Below are 15,760 nucleotides of genomic sequence, written 5' to 3' on the forward strand. Positions count from 1 at the left end.
TTCTCATCCGGTTTCTGTCAACACGAAAAGTCCTCCAGTAGATCGTCGAGCATCGGTCGGAGCTTGTACTTTTGGTAGTGTTCGTTCCGGAGTTCCTCCACGTAGGCACACCATTCGTCGAGCTGACCCGACACCCGGGCTGCCTTCCCCGCGTACTCCAGCCACCGAACGGCGTGTCGATACCGCTGGGATTGGCCCTCCTCGATGATCGGTTCGGCCTGCTCCTTGCAGGCGTCGATCGTCCAGTGAGGGTGTTCCTCCCAGACGGCCTCGACGACCGGCTCTACGACCTTGTAGTCTGAAAAGCGATTCGCGATAGTGATGGCCTCGTCGTACCGCTCCGCGTACAGGAAGATCTCGACGTGCCGCGGCGCAACCCGCTGTCTCGTATTTTTGTCCACAAGCGATTTCAGTAACTCCTCGCGAACGTCCGGCCAGTCCTCACCGGCGAGTTCCTCCGCTGCCTGGTAGGCCGCAAGCGTCGGCGAGGCGTCGAACGCGGCGATGGCCGCCTCCAGCGCAACCTCGGATTCGCCCAAACTGACGGCCCGATCGCGGAGCCACTCGGCCAGCTCTGCTTTCCCGCTGCTGTCGTCGAGACGCAATCCGTGCTGGGCGATCTCGAGGGCGGCCTCCGGGCGGTCGTGTTTCCGAAGGGCTTTCGCCAGCGCGAGTGCTTCGTCCGGGGAGTACAGGTTTCGCCGGCCGTATTTGATTGCCTCGTCGATCCGACCCTCTTCGACGAGCATGGTGACGTAGTCGTCGATCAGGTCCGCAGCCTCCGCCAGGTTCAGGTACTCCTCGATGCGGTCCTGACGTTCGAGCACGTCGAGTCGGACCCTGATGAAGTCCTCGGCGTACCACGGCGGGTCGCCCTCCCAGAGGTCCGCGTAGCCGATGTCACCCTGCATCGCTCGCTGGACTGGCTCGAAGTCCCAGCCCCGCTGGGCGGCTTCGAGGGCAATACTGTACGGCGGGTGGTGAGTATAGCTTCCCATCTCCTGTTCCCACGTCCAGAGGCGATCCTCCCAGTCGGCACGCTCGGCCTCCGAGAGGTCGGCGGTGAGCAGCGCCTCGGCCAGCACTCGGTCAACCTCGTCGAAAAACTCGAAGATCGCGTTGGAATCGTCGTACGAGAGCGCGAGCCACTCCTCGTTCATAAGTTCGTTGGCCAGCGGTTCGAGGATATTCAGTGCCGTCTCTCCGTCGCCAGCCTCGACGGCTGTCCCTGCCTGGTCGAGCAGGTTTCGCAACTTCTCGACGTCAGTTTCGACGGCTTCATACGGGTCGTACGCATGGACGCTACGTCCCTCGGTGGGACGGAGAATGTACTGCACCTGCTGGCGGATCGACTCCCGATTGATGTCGGGCGTGCGGTCGCGAGCGTCATCGTCCGCCTCTTCGGACCGAACTGTTTCGAGCCGGGACTCGACCCGCTCTGCCAGCTCCGGGCGACTCTCGACGAGGTCAACGAGAACGCCACGGAGATCCTCGGGGTCCGCGTCGGCGACCAGTTCGGAGACTGGCGGTCGCTGGTCGATCCTGTCTGGATCACGGACGTACGTCAGGAGGACGGCGACACGGTGCTTGCAAATTCCGCCGTGATCGTACGGACAGGAACACGCCGTGTCGACGACCCCAGTTTCGTCGAGCTCGATCCGCACCTGGTAGGGCTCGTACTGGCTGCCTTCAACCGCCGCTCGGATCGTCTCACCGCGCCGGACAAGTTCGACGACGGCACCCTTGTCGTAGTAGTTCTCCCCCCGGTCGTATGACTGGGAATGTGCCAGATCCCGGACTGCTGCCTCCGTGAGTATCGGGTTGGGATCAACCATCGCTCGTACGGTATCTACGGACTGGGCCGGTAGTAATTGTGGTGGATGGCCGCGGTTGCTGTGAGCCTACGAATCTGGAACCCAGACGCCGTTCCCGGGCTGGAAGACGACGTAGGTATCGACATCCGACATGTTGGCCGGATGGGCGGTATGGAGTGTGAGTTCGCCCACCCGTTCATGTTCGCAGTTCTGTTCAGTCACCCACGCCTCCGCGTCTGCTTTCGAGTCGAACGCAATCTGACGGTACTCGGTGAAATCCCCTTCCGCGAGTGGTATCTCGCGAAAGACTGAATCTTTGAGTTCCACGAGGTAGTCGACCATGGCTGTTCGTTCGCGATAGCTCCGATTTAGACGGATCGGATACGGCCGTAACGGAAACGTTCTCCGTCGAAGTGTTCACGGCGACTGCGATCAGGTCGCCTGCAGGCCGGACCGTCTGGTGGCGTGAAGACTACGTCGATGACGCCGCCGAGTGAAGAACGGAAATCCTCTCGAAGGCCGATCCAAGGAATTACGCCGTCATCCGATCAACAACGCGTATGGATCACACTCGCGAGGCGTTCGCCGACGCGCTCTCCTCGGGCGACACCGAGCACGTGAATCGCGCGATCGACGAAATCGAGAATACCGAACTCGAGGAACGAGCCGCCCTGTTCGACGAGTGTTTCGATATGTGTCTCGACCTCTACGAGGCCGACGATGGATACCAGCGACAGTCCGTGATCCGCTTTGCGGCCGGTCTGTATCCGCGCCTGGCCTATCGAACGGTCGGTGCGGATCTCACCGGCGAGGCGTTACCGGGTGAGTGGACGCTCGACGAAATCGCGACCCACCGCGAACGACTGCGGGACCTCTACGTGGACGCGCTCCGCGACGACGACGGCCGCGTACGACGCGCGGCCGCCAAGGCGATCAAGGAACTGGCGCTGACCGCCGAGATGCTCGAAGCTGAGGATGAACTTCGGTCGATGATGGACGAACTGGACACGCTCGCCGAGGAGTGTGCAGACTCGAAGCGAAAACACGTCGATCAGGCCTACGAGAACGTTGCCTTTCACGGGGAGAAGCCGTTTTCCCTACTCCCGGTCGGGCTTGGGGACGCGCTCGAAGGCGACGATCACAGTAGTGGACGGTAGCTCACTCGAATATACTCGTCTGGAACGTGTGTCGGGGTGAGAGCGTTAGCCGCGGAGTTTTGTGCTCCCGGCGTCATTCATACAGATATGTCATTCAGCGTGAGTTGGCACACGCTTCTCGACGAGGCCGAGGAACTTCCCTCGGACGCTACTCTCATCACACCACTCTCGCACAAGCGGTTTCGCATCACCGACACCCAGGAATACCGCGTGATCATCGAGCATCAGGAGTCCGGTGACTCTCATCCGCTCCAGCGCGAGCAGTTCGAGACGCTCTACCGGCGGATCCAAGAGAGGAATGGTCGCTTCGAGCTGGACCGGATTCCGGCAGACGCAGAGCCGTATGCTGCGGTCCTGACGCTCCATCCCCGATTCGAAATCGACGAGAAAGCTGGCGTCATCATCGAGACCGAGGAGCCGAGTGCCACGCACGTCATCGATGACGAAGAGTCAACGACAGAAGACCGGGTTGAACCGGATCTCGGAGTGTACTCGGATACACTCCTTCTGATTGATTCGCTTGAACGCCACGACCTCACTAATCTGACTGAACTCGACACAGACGCACTTGTGAACCTCTACACGCTACTCTCGGACGTGCAACGTGGCGCGAACGACCTTCGGAAAGACATCGCCGATACCCTCCTTGATCGAGTCCATCACGACCAGCCAGTTCATGCCCAGTACGGCTCCGTCCAACGAACTTCGCGCCGGTCGAAGTCACTGAAAGACGACACGGAGGTCCTCGCTGCGTTGGAGGACGCCGGTATCGATCGGGATCGTGTCCTCGGCGTAGACCCGGACAAGGTTGATGATGCACTTGACGTGACTGACCTCCACGAGCAGGACGTCTACGACATCGATGAGCGAGCGTACGTCAGGAAAGCCGACGTCAACGAGGACGTGAAAGAGACGCGATTGCAGGGATTGAAGGACCGACTCGCGGCCACTGAAAGCGAAGAGGCAGACGTACTCCGAAGCGAGATCGAAGACTTGGAAAATCGAATCGACGAACTCACGAGCTTTCGCACTGGCTCCGAGGTGCAATGAGTATCGCTCTCCGGTGACTCTCGCAGCAGCTCTGGCGAAGAGGTCTTCCCGTGGTGACCGCGAGTCCGATCAATCCAGACGGTCGAGCGATCCATAGAGCTCCTCGTTCTGAATGTGGGTACAGAACTGTGCGCAGAGCCGACAACAGTCCGCGGCATCGGTGAACGTCCGGACGCTGGCGTCCCAGCGGGCGTTGACGGACCCAAGCATCGCACTTCGAACCGATGGTTCGGTCGCGACCATCACCCGTCGTGTACGCTCCGGTGGGGTCGCGTCGGCCGCAGGCCCTTGCATTCCATCCGACGACAGGAGATCCTCGAGGACGCTCCCGATCTCGATGCCGACGCCGAGGTTATCGCCGACCTCTGGGGCGATGAAAATCGTCGCGTTACTCCCCCGCGCAAAGGCTATACTCTGTGTAGCGGCATCCATCTCGTCGAGCGGAATCCCGACATCGATAGCGAGGAAGGAATTGAACCCACGGTCGCGGAGACAGTCTCGGGTTTCCTGCAGGAGCCGCAGGACGTCGTCTTCGGCGTACTCCCCGCTCGCCTCGTCCCACGTCGCAAACGACGGGACGTCGGTATCTTCTGGCAGCAGCGCCTCGACGTCGAACGTCCGGTATGGTCCCATCAGGTAGACGAGAAACTGTTCCCGCCGGACGGGGGTGAGCACATCCGAGTCTCCAGCGGCACGAGGGAGATCGTCGATAATCCGTTGCCGCATTCGACTCGTCGATTCGGAACGGTAGTATATAAATATCGGTATTTTCAGGAATATTCTAGTCGAGAACGACTAAGTACGTGGCGTCCCAACGTAGGATCTGAGGCATCTCTCAAATGTCCGAAACCGATCGCCATCCAACAGAGGAGGTTCGTCAGCCGGACCCGCCGCTGCCCGAAGAGAGCGGGCTGACGCTTGAGGAGTACCTCGCGATGCAACAGGCGATCGGCCACCCGACGCGGTTCCAGATTCTACGTACGCTCGTCGCCAACGACGAACTGAGTGCCGCCGATCTCAAGGCCGCGATCGACGTCGAATCCCACAATTTCCATTACCACCTCGACGAACTGGTCGATGTCGGACTCGTCGACAAGCGCCAGCGACGGACTGCCGATAGCCAGGGCTTTTACACGTACTATCGGCCGACGGCAATGGGGGTAGGTATTCTCGAGCACGGTGTCGAGGAGTTGATGCGCCGTGAACGGGAGTTTAATGACGCTTATTCGTAGGCTGTCGTAGGATTCTCTGCCCCCGATCAGTGATTGAGATCATCGTCATGTGGGCTCGAGATCGTATCCCCACTCTCGGAGAATTTCGGCGACGAGTTGCGGATTCTGCTGTGCAACAACCATTGCTGCCTCCCGATAATCCGATTTGTAGACACTCTCTCCAAGCATCTCTTCGAGGGTGTTTTGCAGTTCGTCCTCAGCGTCGATGATTTCCTCTCGGAGGAAGTACGGAACCTGTTCACGACCCTCGTTCACTTTCTCGCGACGCAGTTTGTATGGGATTGCACTCATTGCTGGTCGCTGTTCCGTCTCATTCGTCTCGGCTGCTGCACTTGCGGCGTCGGTGGGTTCAGATTCAATGGGGTCAGTCCGCTGTTCGCGATCGTTGTTCTCTCCATCTGCTGGTTCGGGTTTTGTCGTCTCTGCGGATTCCTCGTTTTCTTCTGTCTCTTCGAGCCCTGCGTCGCGTGATCCGGATTTGAGTCCCATTATACGGTCACCTCGGGGGTTTTGAGTCCCGCGTCCCGTTCCAGGTGACGGGCGAGTTCGTCGAACTGATCGAGTGTGTCGAGTTCATACTCGCGTTTTCGATTCCGATGCTCCTCGACGTAGGTATACGGACTACACTGTTGCTTCCAAGAGCCTTCCATCAGCGACCCCCGTTCACCGATGACGATCGGGACCGGAAAGCCACTGTTGCGAAGATCGGCGAGGATCTCTCGTTGATCTCGTGTGTCCTTGTATCCGATCGGGACCACCGCAAGCACTCCGACGTCGACACCGATGTTTTCTTCGAGGCCATCAACGAGATCGTCGAGTCCTTCGATCGATTCTTGTCCCTTCGCTGTCGCTTCGAATGGAATTACGACGTTCCGAACAGCGACAAGCGCATTATAGAGGATTGGACCTGCCTTCCCTGCTGAATCAACGATGACGACATCGTAATGATCTCGAACATTTGCCTCACGTAGAACGCGGTGAAGCTGATGATACATGCTGTACGATTCACCCAACTTTTCTGCTTGATTTTTTTCATTTAGCAGGAACTCGTGGAGGTCCTCCAGCATATTATGTGATGGGATCAGATCGACTCCGTGCTCGACTTCGTGCGTGAGATTCTGGAAATTGCCTTTGGGTCGTCCGACCAAGTGTCGAACTAGATTATCGATTTTTGGATTGCCCCGATCGTAATCTGGCCCGAAAAAGTAGGTGAGGCTTCCGTTTTGTGTATCCATATCAATTGCCAGTACGTCGTGTCCTGCTCGTGCATGGCTGACTGCGAGTGTAGCAGCCGTGGTCGTCTTGCCGACCCCGCCAGCTTCCGACACAGGGGTGTAGGTCAACATATGAATAATACTCGTAGACAATGAATATAAATCTTAGTCAGACGTCATAGTCGGATGTTATAGCTGATTGATATAGCTATTGATTATAGTTATAATTATCAGCTATACTTTGTGGCTATAGTATTTGATATAACCGGGGGAGGAGGAGTTCTCTATGCTCTTTTTTAAAAGAATGAGTTTCTGCTATGGTTCTCACATGGGCTCCAGGTATCGGATTACAGTCTACAAATTAGTAGGCACAAGATGTCTCAACAGGTCTACAGACAAGCCAGGCAGGTGCCTTGGGGCCTGACTCTGAGGCATTCACTGACACCGACCGATTTTGGATCGGAGGCGATCACCTATAGTGTATGCCTATATCGTACACCTATAGTCCTCACCTATAATCAAAGCAGGTAAAATCGCCGATGGCTCGCCGCTCGTCGTGAGAGCTGAAGCTCCACTCTGTTTTGTCAAATACTACCTTGCTGACTCAATTCGACCGATTTAGCCCACTCTATCAAAGGATCTGCCCATACAGATATTTGGAATTGGCCCCCGCCAAAAGTTGAGACTGGGGCTCTCAATGCATATGGCAGTCTGACGTAGTTCATAAATAGTATGAAGACGTAGTCTAGCATGGAACGATGGCACGAATCACCGGCTCCTATCCAGACGACCTCGACCTCCTGATCGAGGGTGCCGTCGAGGCTGGTGTGTTTGGGGGCAAGAGCGATGCGTTGCGAGAGTTCGTGCGTGAATACTTCGAGGACCACCAGAACGAACGTATTGCAGCTGCGGTCGCCCTCTATGAGCGCGAACGAATCACACTCGGTGATGCTGCGAGACTTGCTGATGTCGACCGCTGGACAATGCGTGACATCCTCCGTGAGCACGGGGTCGAACTCCGCCTCGGGCTCGAAGACGAAGACGACGCAGCCTACGAGGTAGGGACAGCAAGCGGACTTGAATTTGATGATAAGGGTTCGGACGACGCGGAGTCACCTACGAAATGACAGGTGGCGGAATTCCAGCGAATCCAAGCGTCCTGAACACGACTGTCCTCTCGAATTTTGCTTACATCGACCGGCTGTGGGTGGTTACAGGACTCTCTGGAATCTGTGCGGTTCCAGTTGTTCGCGAGGAACTCGAGGACGGCGTTGGTGACCATCCGTATCTTCAGTTGGCCCTCGATACACTCGATGACGAGATTCCAGTCGCAACGATTTCGGACACCGTCGCAAACAGGGAGGCGGTTGTCAGTGATCATCTTGACCCCGGTGAAGCACAGGCGTTTGCCTTGGCGGACGCTGCGGACGGTCGCCTACTGACCGACGACGGGGATGCCCGATCGTTTGCGAAAGACCAGGGCGTGACCGTTGTCGGGTCGGTCGGGATTCTGTTGGCTGCGATCGATGCTGGAACGATCGATGAGCCAACTGCCGATGAGTGGCTGTCGACGTGGATCGATGAAATTGGGTACTATGTTCCGTACCAGTCGATTTCGGAATATCGGTGATTATGCATGCCGTCTCCTCCATAGCGGGTGTAATCTCAACTTCCAGCCCGGCTTACAGTAGTTGAGACTGGCCGTCTCAATATATACAATTCCCGAAGTGCTTCGACGAGGCTACGGGCGAAGTATCTCCTTCAGCATTTTCTCCGCTTTCACACCTAACTCTCATTACGGCTGACACCGTATTTCTGCTCAACAATGTCCATCGACCGAGATACCTTCGAGAAGACGAGCGAGGACGAACTCGAGGAGCTTTCCGTCCCGGATCAGGTCCTCGGATTTCTCGCCGCCAACGATGATCGCGCGTTCAAGGCCCGCGAAATCGCCTCTCAGATCGGCGTCGACGAAGGCGCAGTCAGCACTGCCCTCTCAAGACTGAAGGACCGAGATCTCGTCGAACACAAAGCGACGTACTGGGCGATAACCGATGACACAGAGCGACTCAACGGCTACAGCGGGTACGAACGAGCGACCGCCCTTTTCAACCAGCGACTCGGTACAGAGGACAAGGAGTCCTGGCGCGAACACGCACCCGAGGAACCGCATCCAAGCGTCGAGGACGAACAGTGACCGACGAAGAGAGACCGATTTTCGAGCGTGGCGACGTCGTCTACGGGGATGATCCGTTCAAAGGCGAGGAAGATGCTCGGCCCTGGCTCATTCTCTCGAACCACGAAGGCCGTCCATTCCACGGCGAGCAGTATATCGCGCTCACGTTGACGTCGAAATCCTGGATGGGCGGCCTGATCGACATTCCTCGTGAGAGTTGGCTTCGTGGTGGGGTCCCGGATGAGAGTCGGATTGTCCCGTGGGGAGTCCAATCAATCGACCACAAGGATATCGACTTCTGGCAAGGTCACCTTGACAGCGATCTCGTTGATGAGGCGGTTGCTGCGCTCGTCGAAGAACTACACTAGTGGAGGCGCGTTGAAATTCTATTTATTCGACGGTCTTCTACTGAAATCGCCGTTAGGTAGATGTGCTTATTGCTCATTTGCCCGAAACCACGCATCATAGCCCGCTATATCCGCTGTAGTCTCAAGTTCCAAACGGCTCACAGAAGTTGAGACCGGCCGTTCCAATGCATAGCTGGTAGTGAGTGAACGAATCGGTTGTGTGAATACTATTCTCTTCCGAGCGAAAGCGTAGCTACAACCACCGTGACTGAGAAACTGACACAGCCGCTTAATTCGCGTCGTATGACGACACCAAGAGTCTGATAATAACAGTGCTTATCTCCTATCCGGGACGGGTTAGTATTGTGATGAATGCACAAAATAATCCCACGGGTCGGATCGGATCGCTTACCCAACCCCAGTGGCTAGCAGTTGCGTTAGTCGTGGTCACTGGCGTTCTCCACGTGTATGCTGGTATCGTCGAGGGACGGATTCCCGTTGCACTCGCAGGTGTCGGCTACGCCGGTTCACTTGTGCTATTCTTCTTCGACTACCGGCGGCGACTGCTCTACCTGCTCGGCATTCCGTATACGGCCGTGCAATTCCCCCTCTGGATCGTGGCCAAGTCAGAATACGGGATGATCGACTACGTCGACAAGGCGGTTCAGGTCGCTTTGATCCTCGTGTTGATCTACCTCTATCTGAACACGCCGGCCGATTCAACCGGAAACACGGCAACGGCAGCGGACTGAGCGTGCGAATTCACGGGCCGTCTATCTCGCTCAGTTATCTCGAATCACCATAATTTTCACCCGATTCACGCCGTCGAAGTCACGAAGGCGGTAGGTCAATTCCCGAACGCGTTCGCCGGTTCCCTGGCAGAATAAGGACTCAAGACACCACTCCCCCTGATGTGTGTGACTCGTGTTGAGGATCACGTCCTGATAGTCGTGCTGGACACCGTGGAGTTCCCCAATCACCTCGTGATGGCGGTAGTCAAAGGCGACGAGCGCGATAACGTCCTCGCTGAGGTTTTCGAGTCGGGAATGCGACTCGATGTACTCTTGCATCGCTTCACGGACGGCCCGGGATCGGTTGTCCAATCCCTCATCCTGCCAGACCTGATCGAACTCGTCGACCACTGTATCGGGGATATTGAAACTCGTTCGCATACGACCATATTCGATGCCCGGACACAAGAGTCCCGAGTATGATGGTTCCCCCAATCGGGTATTAACAACCGTTATTCGGCCCTATTGCCGAGTTCAGGGTATGACGATGGTGTCTGGAGACACGTTTGGACTACTGGCCGGTGCGGTCGCACTTGGGGCTGTCCACGGAGCCGAGCCCGGTCATGGATGGCCCGTCGCCGCTTCGTACGCATTGGATCAGACGAACAAGTGGCTCTACGGCCTTGCGGCGGGGCTCATCATTGGTGTCGGCCACCTCATCAGTAGTCTCGCGATGGTTGGCGTGTTCTTCTACGCGAAATCCTATTTTAGTCTCACCCAGATCAACGAGCCAGTCACGATTCTCAATAGTATCCAGGTCGGTGGCCCGGTCAGTCTGGTTGCGGGCGTACTGCTGATCGGTCTTGGGATCCGAGAGTACCACCACTCTCACTCGCACGAGAGTCACAATCACGAGTCGACGAACCACTCCGAACCCGACGACAGCCACGGTGATATTCACGAGCATCCAGATTCACAGGACGACGAGAGGCTTATTCCTCGCCTGAAACGCACCGTTCCGTTCATCGGGGGCCACTCACATACGGACGAGGGTTCCGATGATGTTGCCGAGAGGGGATTGCTCGGAATTGCTTGGTTTGCCTTCGTGCTCGGGTTCGCTCACGAGGAGGAGTTCGAGATTATCGCTCTCTGTGCCGGGTCGAACTACTGTCTCGAACTGATGAGTGTATACGCAATTACTGTTGTTATCGGAATCGTGGGACTAACAATGCTACTGGTCGCGGGCTATCAGCACCACGAGGAGACCGTTAAACAGTACACACCGTACTTGCCAGCCTTTTCGGCTGCGATCCTTATTCTCATGGGTATTGGATTCATCATCGGTGTATTCTGAATATATTTCTATCATTCTGTCTAAATTGTCCGTTATAGGGCCTAAACTCACGATTTAGTAAAATCATGTCTCCAACGTTTGTCTCACGTCGTGATGTTTTTCGACAGATGACCCAGCGCTCGTACGTTACCTGGCCAGCATATGATTCGACACAACTGTACGATCGAACGTCGCTGGTGGGACTGGAGTCAGATATCCGGACAGTCTCAGAAACGTGGCTCGCCCACGGGATGCATAATTCAGTTGAGGAGTTCGTCTGTGCACTCCCGTTAGCCTACTTCCGGTTCAGTGCCCACGACCGGTATGTGGGGTCGGCAAGCTACCGGATGGACACCCTCTTTCGGGTATTCGTACTCAAGGAACTCCACGGGTGGGAGCACGAAACAGCGCTTGTCGACTATCTCGGGACCCGTCCTGAACTCTGCGAGCAACTGGGGCTCGAGACGATTCCAGACCAGTCGACACTGTGGCGAAGTTGGCACCAGAGATTCACCGCTGACCTCAGGGAGACAGTCGAAACGGCGGCTCGAACGGTCCTCATCAAAGCCCAAGATGCGGGTGTTGAGGTTCCGCGTGAACCGGCACGAAAACTCCGATATCACGGGAACGAGTCTGATGAGTCAGACCTGGATGATCAAACTACGTTGGAGCAGGCAGAGAAGGTCACCGACCACGTCAGTCGCGTCGTTTTCCCGGCGTTTTCGCTGGACCGTGGGGACAGCTGTGAGATTCACGAGAACGCCTTCTGGGGATTACAGACCTATCTCGGACTTCGTGAGGGTCTGGCTGCTAACGAGGGCGCTCGTAGTTTCACTTACGAGTCGACTCGGGAGCGGACGCCGTTAGGTCACGCCCATCGGGAGCAGATTCGCGATCTCTCGGTATCAGAGACTCGCGAGATGTACCGACAGGCCGCCAACAGGCTCCTGAGCGAAGTCGCGGAGACAGAGCAGTTCTTCCGAGCTGGGATTGTTGCAATCGACATTACCGAAGCTGATCCCTTCACTGGTGACAGGACTGGGCACGAAGACGAGATCATCGGCACGAAGGAGAAGACCGATGAGTACTCCTACCAATGGGCGACGATCCAGTTAGTAGGGAATGCAGTGCCGATTGTACTGGACGCACGGCCAGTTCGGAAGGGTGAGTCTCGCTTGGAAATCGTTGAGGACCTCTTGAATTCAGCCGAGGAAATGGTTCACGTTGATAACGTGCTGATGGACCGTGAATTTGACAGTCAACACATCCTCGAGATGCTCAGCCAGCGTGGCTTGTCGTATGTCGTCCCCAAACGAATGCAAACCAGCGAGAAAGCCCAAGCGAAGCGATTGCTCCACCGTGATCAAGACCGATATGAGACTGACCGGAAGCTCCACCTCGGGAAGAACGAGTGGCACGAGACGACGCTAATCTACCGACGGAAAGAGGACTCTGAACACGAGGACCACCGGCAATACTCGGTGTTCATGACGAATCGGGGGAGCGGGCACCTCACTGAGTACGGTTACCGGTGGGAGATTGAGAGCGGCTACAAGAGCATCAAGCGGTTCATGGCCGCAACAACCTCGAAGCATTATGGACTCCGGTTTTTCTACTTCGCATTCGCCTGTCTCCTCTACTCAATCTGGCGGGCTGTCGATCTACTCGTCCAAGCCGAGTTGACTGGCGAGTATGAGCACTCACCGGTGATTACAGCGGACAACACGCTGACGCTGCTGAAGAAGGAAACTGGAATCGGGTAGTGAGGAACTCTGTTCGGGTTAGCGTGCCGTCTGAGTGGCTACGCTGCTGGAAGTCTCGAAAATTTGTCCATATAGTTGGGTGGATGACAAGAATAGCCGTTTGAGGGCCATCTGGGGCAGTACCCGCTGACCGAATCAGTCAAATTCACGCATCAGAGCCCTGCTAAACCCGCTGTAGTCTCAACTTCCACAGCCCCGACAATAGTTGAGACTAGTCGTCTCAATGTATACGATGTGTATGCTACATAATTTCGTCAGGCTTTGTTGAAATACTCTGCCGGTGATAAGTTTTAGCGGTTGTGCTGACTCGATGGAAACGCTGCTATTTCTGGAGCGTAAAATAAGCATGGGACGCAAGAGGTTGATCTGTATTCAGAGCCATTGAACACGTCGTGCTGACTGGTTTATGCGCGAAAAAGCCGAGTCATGGGCGCTACAGTCCGGGTGCCGCGTCGCGCGCCAGCCGAGAAAGGCTGAATAGGTAAAGCTCGGCTTCACGCGCTGGCGCCCCGAGTCACGAAATCGTCTATCCCGCGCAGTGCACGGGGACTCTACTCATCGGTATCATGATTGTCCGCTGAGTTTCCTCGACTACTTTTCGCAATCGCAACGTTGCACGACGTTTGATCGTGTATCCGTTCCGCGATCGACCCGGATCGATCTCGGAGTAGGTCGGACCGATCAGATAGTCCGAGACAGACCAGATCGCGTTCGTTAATTGCGTCAATAACTGCCGATTCGATGGTTTCGCCAACCAGTACTGACGTGTCGTACTCTCCGGGGTCAAGACCGGCCTGTTGGGCGACTCCCTCGATTGTCTCCTCGCCCTGCTCTACAGCGGTCTCGCTCGATTTCGTCGATCCCTCGCTCGTCTCTCCGTTGACCAACTGAACGTTGACTAGCGTCGGTCGTGCGTTCTCCCCGCTAAGGGTCGCGAATTCCGCTGCTCGACGTACGGCCGTCGGTGTGTTCGGGCCATCGCCGATGAGTGCCACTACGTCGCTAACAGGCTGTTTTCGGAAATTAGCTAACGTCACGTCCACCGGTGCATCCGTGAGAAGAGCGTCCAGATTTGCCCCGAATGCGTACTCGCCTCGGCCGAACGACCCGCGCCAGCCGAGTAGCGCGTGGTCGGCCTCCTCCGATTCGAGCACCTCAAGGATAGTTTCGCCGATGTCTTGGCCGACAACGGCACGAGTCTGGAGGGAGACGTCCATCTTTTCCGCGGTGCTGCGGGACGCTTCCAGCAGTTCGCGCTGGTACTCGAGGCGATCGACCTCGACGTTCTGTTGCGTGTCGCCGGCCACTTGGAGAACATTGAGTGCGATGATTTCCACCGATCCGTTCTCCGCGTTTGCGGACGCGTTAGCCGCGGCGAGTTCCAGCAGCCCCTGCTGTGTCTTCGGGTTCACGATGGGGACGAGGACTGTGTACGTCGGGTCCTGCCCGGGGAGCGCGTCACGAAGTAATCCCTCCTCAACCACGTTGGTTCTGGCGTAGGCGAGGTACCAGACTCCTCCGAGCCCGATGATTCCCACACCGACGATCTGGACGATCTGTGCCATCTGTGTGATGACGAACACCGATGCGAGCACACCGAGAACCGGCACGATCGGGTACAGGATCCCGGGCACCTCGAAGTCGGGATCGTACTCCGGTGGGTCGGCCCGTCGAAACGTGACCAGCGCGACGTGAACGAGACCGTAGGTCACGAGGAAGCTGAAACTCGCTACCTCGGCCAACAGCGCGACGATGGCCTCGACCTCCAAGCCGATGCCGATCAGCCCCGCTGTCACTGCCCCGGTCGCAACCACCGCTCGATGGGGCGTGTTGAACCGGTCGTGCGTTTCGTTCAGCCAGTCGCTCATCAGGTTGTCTCGCCCCATCGCGAACAGTACCCGTGAGGCTGCCAGGATAGAGGAGTTTGAACTTGAGATAGCTGCGATGACTGCTGCAAAGACGATAGCGACCACGCCAACCGACCCCGCGAATACAACTGCGACGTCGGCGACGGGAACCAGCGACCCACCGAGCTCCTGATACGGGATGACACCGGTCGAGACGATCATAATGATCATGTAGAGGATCGTCACCCCGACAACCGAGAGCACCATCGTTAGCGGGATGAGCTTGCCCGGCTTTTTGATCTCGCCGGCCACGGTCGCGATGATCTCGAACCCGAGGAACGTCACGAAAACAACCCCTGTCGTGGCGACGATCCCCGAGGGGCCGGTCGGCGCGAAGTCGACCAGGTTCGCCGTCTCGATGAAAAAGAGCCCGATCCCGGTGTAGATCAGCACGATGACGAACTCGGTGCCGATCATGATGTTCTGCGCGCCGCTGGACTCCTCGGTACCGTAGTAGTTCATTCCGACGATGAGACCGAGACCGATGAGTCCGGTCAGAACGATCAGTACACGACCGTCGAGGAACGGGACCGATTCGACGATATACTGCCCGAACCCGACCATATAGAAGGCGCTGGCGAACATCAGGCCGGTCCACATCCCCCATCCAACGATGCTGCCGAAGAAGCTCCCGAGCCCGCGGTTGACGTAGTGGTAACTCCCTCCCGAAATTGGCATCCCCGTCGCCAGTTCCGCCAACGAAAGCGCGGCGAGCAACGCGACGAAGCCCGCGATACCGAAGGAAATCGAGCTCGCCGGACCAGCGCCTTCGGCCGCAATCGCCGGCAGAATGAATATCCCCGCGCCGATCATCGTCCCTCCACCCAGTGTCATCGCCTCGGTGAAGCCGAGCGTCCGGTCAAGTTGACTCTCGCTCACGTTATCTCTCGAAAAAAGGGGGGTTCCGGTCGTGCGGTGCTGTACAGATGTTGTTCACCGTCTGATCTCACGAGATACGATGGGTCGGTGGTATATATATCCCCGGATGTGCACAACGAGAAGTCGGAACGTCACCTCTATTTAAGCGTGGTGGGAA

General features: G+C 56.9%; 17 protein-coding genes. 10 read left to right on the forward strand and 7 right to left on the reverse strand.

Annotated features, from left to right (window positions below; all coding sequences use genetic code 11):
* Nucleotides 1-17: 17 nt before the first annotated feature.
* Together E5K03_RS06265 and E5K03_RS06270 are read right to left on the reverse strand one after the other, a co-directional pair.
* Nucleotides 18-1,835 carry an SWIM zinc finger family protein gene (locus E5K03_RS06265; protein ID WP_138005496.1) on the reverse strand — a complete coding sequence of 606 codons (1,818 nt, stop codon included), beginning with the start codon at nucleotides 1,833-1,835 and terminating at the stop codon, nucleotides 18-20.
* 66 nt (nucleotides 1,836-1,901) lie between these two features.
* Nucleotides 1,902-2,156: a hypothetical protein gene (locus tag E5K03_RS06270; protein ID WP_138005497.1), complete on the reverse strand. Its 255-nt coding sequence runs from the start codon at nucleotides 2,154-2,156 to the stop codon at nucleotides 1,902-1,904.
* Between the two features lie 218 nt (nucleotides 2,157-2,374).
* Here E5K03_RS06270 and E5K03_RS06275 point away from each other — a divergent pair, with 218 nt between their 5' ends.
* Together E5K03_RS06275 and E5K03_RS06280 are read left to right on the forward strand one after the other, a co-directional pair.
* Nucleotides 2,375-2,971, forward strand: a complete 597-nt coding sequence (locus tag E5K03_RS06275; RefSeq protein ID WP_138005498.1) for a hypothetical protein — start codon at nucleotides 2,375-2,377, stop codon at nucleotides 2,969-2,971.
* A gap of 87 nt (nucleotides 2,972-3,058) precedes the next feature.
* On the forward strand, nucleotides 3,059-4,021 hold the full coding sequence (locus tag E5K03_RS06280) for a hypothetical protein (RefSeq protein ID WP_138005499.1): 963 nt from the start codon (nucleotides 3,059-3,061) through the stop codon (nucleotides 4,019-4,021).
* Nucleotides 4,022-4,090: 69 nt separating this feature from the next.
* On the opposite strand, the gene E5K03_RS06285 is transcribed toward E5K03_RS06280, so the two are convergent.
* Nucleotides 4,091-4,747 (reverse strand): DUF7509 family protein, encoded by a 657-nt coding sequence (locus E5K03_RS06285; protein ID WP_138005500.1) that lies wholly within the window; start codon nucleotides 4,745-4,747, stop codon nucleotides 4,091-4,093.
* A gap of 113 nt (nucleotides 4,748-4,860) precedes the next feature.
* Between E5K03_RS06285 and E5K03_RS06290 the strand changes: the two genes are divergently transcribed.
* A complete protein-coding gene (locus E5K03_RS06290) occupies nucleotides 4,861-5,253 on the forward strand; it encodes a winged helix-turn-helix domain-containing protein (RefSeq protein ID WP_138005501.1) in 393 nt (130 codons plus the stop codon).
* A gap of 45 nt (nucleotides 5,254-5,298) precedes the next feature.
* On the opposite strand, the gene E5K03_RS17130 is transcribed toward E5K03_RS06290, so the two are convergent.
* On the reverse strand, nucleotides 5,299-5,742 hold the full coding sequence (locus tag E5K03_RS17130) for a hypothetical protein (protein WP_171006613.1): 444 nt from the start codon (nucleotides 5,740-5,742) through the stop codon (nucleotides 5,299-5,301).
* On the reverse strand, nucleotides 5,742-6,599 hold the full coding sequence (locus E5K03_RS06300) for a ParA family protein (RefSeq protein ID WP_138005502.1): 858 nt from the start codon (nucleotides 6,597-6,599) through the stop codon (nucleotides 5,742-5,744). The genes E5K03_RS17130 and E5K03_RS06300 overlap by 1 nt, the downstream gene beginning before the upstream one ends.
* A gap of 626 nt (nucleotides 6,600-7,225) precedes the next feature.
* Between E5K03_RS06300 and E5K03_RS06305 the strand changes: the two genes are divergently transcribed.
* From E5K03_RS06305 to E5K03_RS06325, 5 genes are all read left to right on the forward strand, one after another.
* Nucleotides 7,226-7,594, forward strand: a complete 369-nt coding sequence (locus E5K03_RS06305) for a UPF0175 family protein (RefSeq protein WP_138005503.1) — start codon at nucleotides 7,226-7,228, stop codon at nucleotides 7,592-7,594.
* Entirely contained in the window at nucleotides 7,591-8,097 is a 507-nt protein-coding gene (locus tag E5K03_RS06310; RefSeq protein ID WP_138005504.1) for a twitching motility protein PilT, read from the forward strand. The genes E5K03_RS06305 and E5K03_RS06310 overlap by 4 nt, the downstream gene beginning before the upstream one ends.
* Nucleotides 8,098-8,292: 195 nt before the next feature.
* Complete coding sequence (locus E5K03_RS06315; RefSeq protein WP_138005505.1) at nucleotides 8,293-8,664, forward strand: MarR family transcriptional regulator; 372 nt, start codon at nucleotides 8,293-8,295, stop codon at nucleotides 8,662-8,664.
* Nucleotides 8,661-9,011, forward strand: coding sequence for a type II toxin-antitoxin system PemK/MazF family toxin (locus E5K03_RS06320; protein ID WP_138005506.1), 351 nt, complete (start codon nucleotides 8,661-8,663; stop codon nucleotides 9,009-9,011). The genes E5K03_RS06315 and E5K03_RS06320 overlap by 4 nt, the downstream gene beginning before the upstream one ends.
* A gap of 347 nt (nucleotides 9,012-9,358) precedes the next feature.
* On the forward strand, nucleotides 9,359-9,742 hold the full coding sequence (locus E5K03_RS06325) for a hypothetical protein (protein ID WP_138005507.1): 384 nt from the start codon (nucleotides 9,359-9,361) through the stop codon (nucleotides 9,740-9,742).
* 30 nt (nucleotides 9,743-9,772) lie between these two features.
* Here E5K03_RS06325 and E5K03_RS06330 read toward each other — a convergent pair whose 3' ends face one another.
* The gene (locus E5K03_RS06330; RefSeq protein ID WP_138005508.1) at nucleotides 9,773-10,162 is read right to left on the reverse strand and encodes a CopG family ribbon-helix-helix protein; all 390 of its coding nucleotides are present in this window, start codon (nucleotides 10,160-10,162) and stop codon (nucleotides 9,773-9,775) included.
* 106 nt (nucleotides 10,163-10,268) lie between these two features.
* On the opposite strand from E5K03_RS06330, the gene E5K03_RS06335 reads away from it, so the two are divergent.
* On the forward strand, nucleotides 10,269-11,075 hold the full coding sequence (locus E5K03_RS06335; protein ID WP_138005687.1) for a hypothetical protein: 807 nt from the start codon (nucleotides 10,269-10,271) through the stop codon (nucleotides 11,073-11,075).
* Nucleotides 11,076-11,140: 65 nt separating this feature from the next.
* Entirely contained in the window at nucleotides 11,141-12,817 is a 1,677-nt protein-coding gene (locus E5K03_RS06340; RefSeq protein ID WP_138005509.1) for a transposase, read from the forward strand.
* A 551-nt stretch (nucleotides 12,818-13,368) separates the two neighbouring features.
* Here E5K03_RS06340 and E5K03_RS06345 read toward each other — a convergent pair.
* Complete coding sequence (locus E5K03_RS06345; protein WP_138005510.1) at nucleotides 13,369-15,603, reverse strand: amino acid permease; 2,235 nt, start codon at nucleotides 15,601-15,603, stop codon at nucleotides 13,369-13,371.
* Nucleotides 15,604-15,760 lie beyond the last annotated feature (157 nt).

This window comes from Halalkalirubrum salinum (assembly GCF_005543295.1).
GTDB classification, from domain to species: domain Archaea; phylum Halobacteriota; class Halobacteria; order Halobacteriales; family Haloferacaceae; genus Halalkalirubrum; species Halalkalirubrum salinum.

Bases quoted from the DNA above. Each gene is read 5' to 3' on its own strand.
- E5K03_RS06265 (WP_138005496.1), bottom strand. From the start codon at position 1,835: ATGGTTGATCCCAACCCGATACTCACGGAGGCAGCAGTCCGGGATCTG.
- E5K03_RS06270 (WP_138005497.1), bottom strand. From the start codon at position 2,156: ATGGTCGACTACCTCGTGGAACTCAAAGATTCAGTCTTTCGCGAGATA.
- E5K03_RS06275 (WP_138005498.1), top strand. From the start codon at position 2,375: ATGGATCACACTCGCGAGGCGTTCGCCGACGCGCTCTCCTCGGGCGAC.
- E5K03_RS06280 (WP_138005499.1), top strand. From the start codon at position 3,059: ATGTCATTCAGCGTGAGTTGGCACACGCTTCTCGACGAGGCCGAGGAA.
- E5K03_RS06285 (WP_138005500.1), bottom strand. From the start codon at position 4,747: ATGCGGCAACGGATTATCGACGATCTCCCTCGTGCCGCTGGAGACTCG.
- E5K03_RS06290 (WP_138005501.1), top strand. From the start codon at position 4,861: ATGTCCGAAACCGATCGCCATCCAACAGAGGAGGTTCGTCAGCCGGAC.
- E5K03_RS17130 (WP_171006613.1), bottom strand. From the start codon at position 5,742: ATGGGACTCAAATCCGGATCACGCGACGCAGGGCTCGAAGAGACAGAA.
- E5K03_RS06300 (WP_138005502.1), bottom strand. From the start codon at position 6,599: ATGTTGACCTACACCCCTGTGTCGGAAGCTGGCGGGGTCGGCAAGACG.
- E5K03_RS06305 (WP_138005503.1), top strand. From the start codon at position 7,226: ATGGCACGAATCACCGGCTCCTATCCAGACGACCTCGACCTCCTGATC.
- E5K03_RS06310 (WP_138005504.1), top strand. From the start codon at position 7,591: ATGACAGGTGGCGGAATTCCAGCGAATCCAAGCGTCCTGAACACGACT.
- E5K03_RS06315 (WP_138005505.1), top strand. From the start codon at position 8,293: ATGTCCATCGACCGAGATACCTTCGAGAAGACGAGCGAGGACGAACTC.
- E5K03_RS06325 (WP_138005507.1), top strand. From the start codon at position 9,359: ATGAATGCACAAAATAATCCCACGGGTCGGATCGGATCGCTTACCCAA.
- E5K03_RS06330 (WP_138005508.1), bottom strand. From the start codon at position 10,162: ATGCGAACGAGTTTCAATATCCCCGATACAGTGGTCGACGAGTTCGAT.
- E5K03_RS06335 (WP_138005687.1), top strand. From the start codon at position 10,269: ATGGTGTCTGGAGACACGTTTGGACTACTGGCCGGTGCGGTCGCACTT.
- E5K03_RS06340 (WP_138005509.1), top strand. From the start codon at position 11,141: ATGTCTCCAACGTTTGTCTCACGTCGTGATGTTTTTCGACAGATGACC.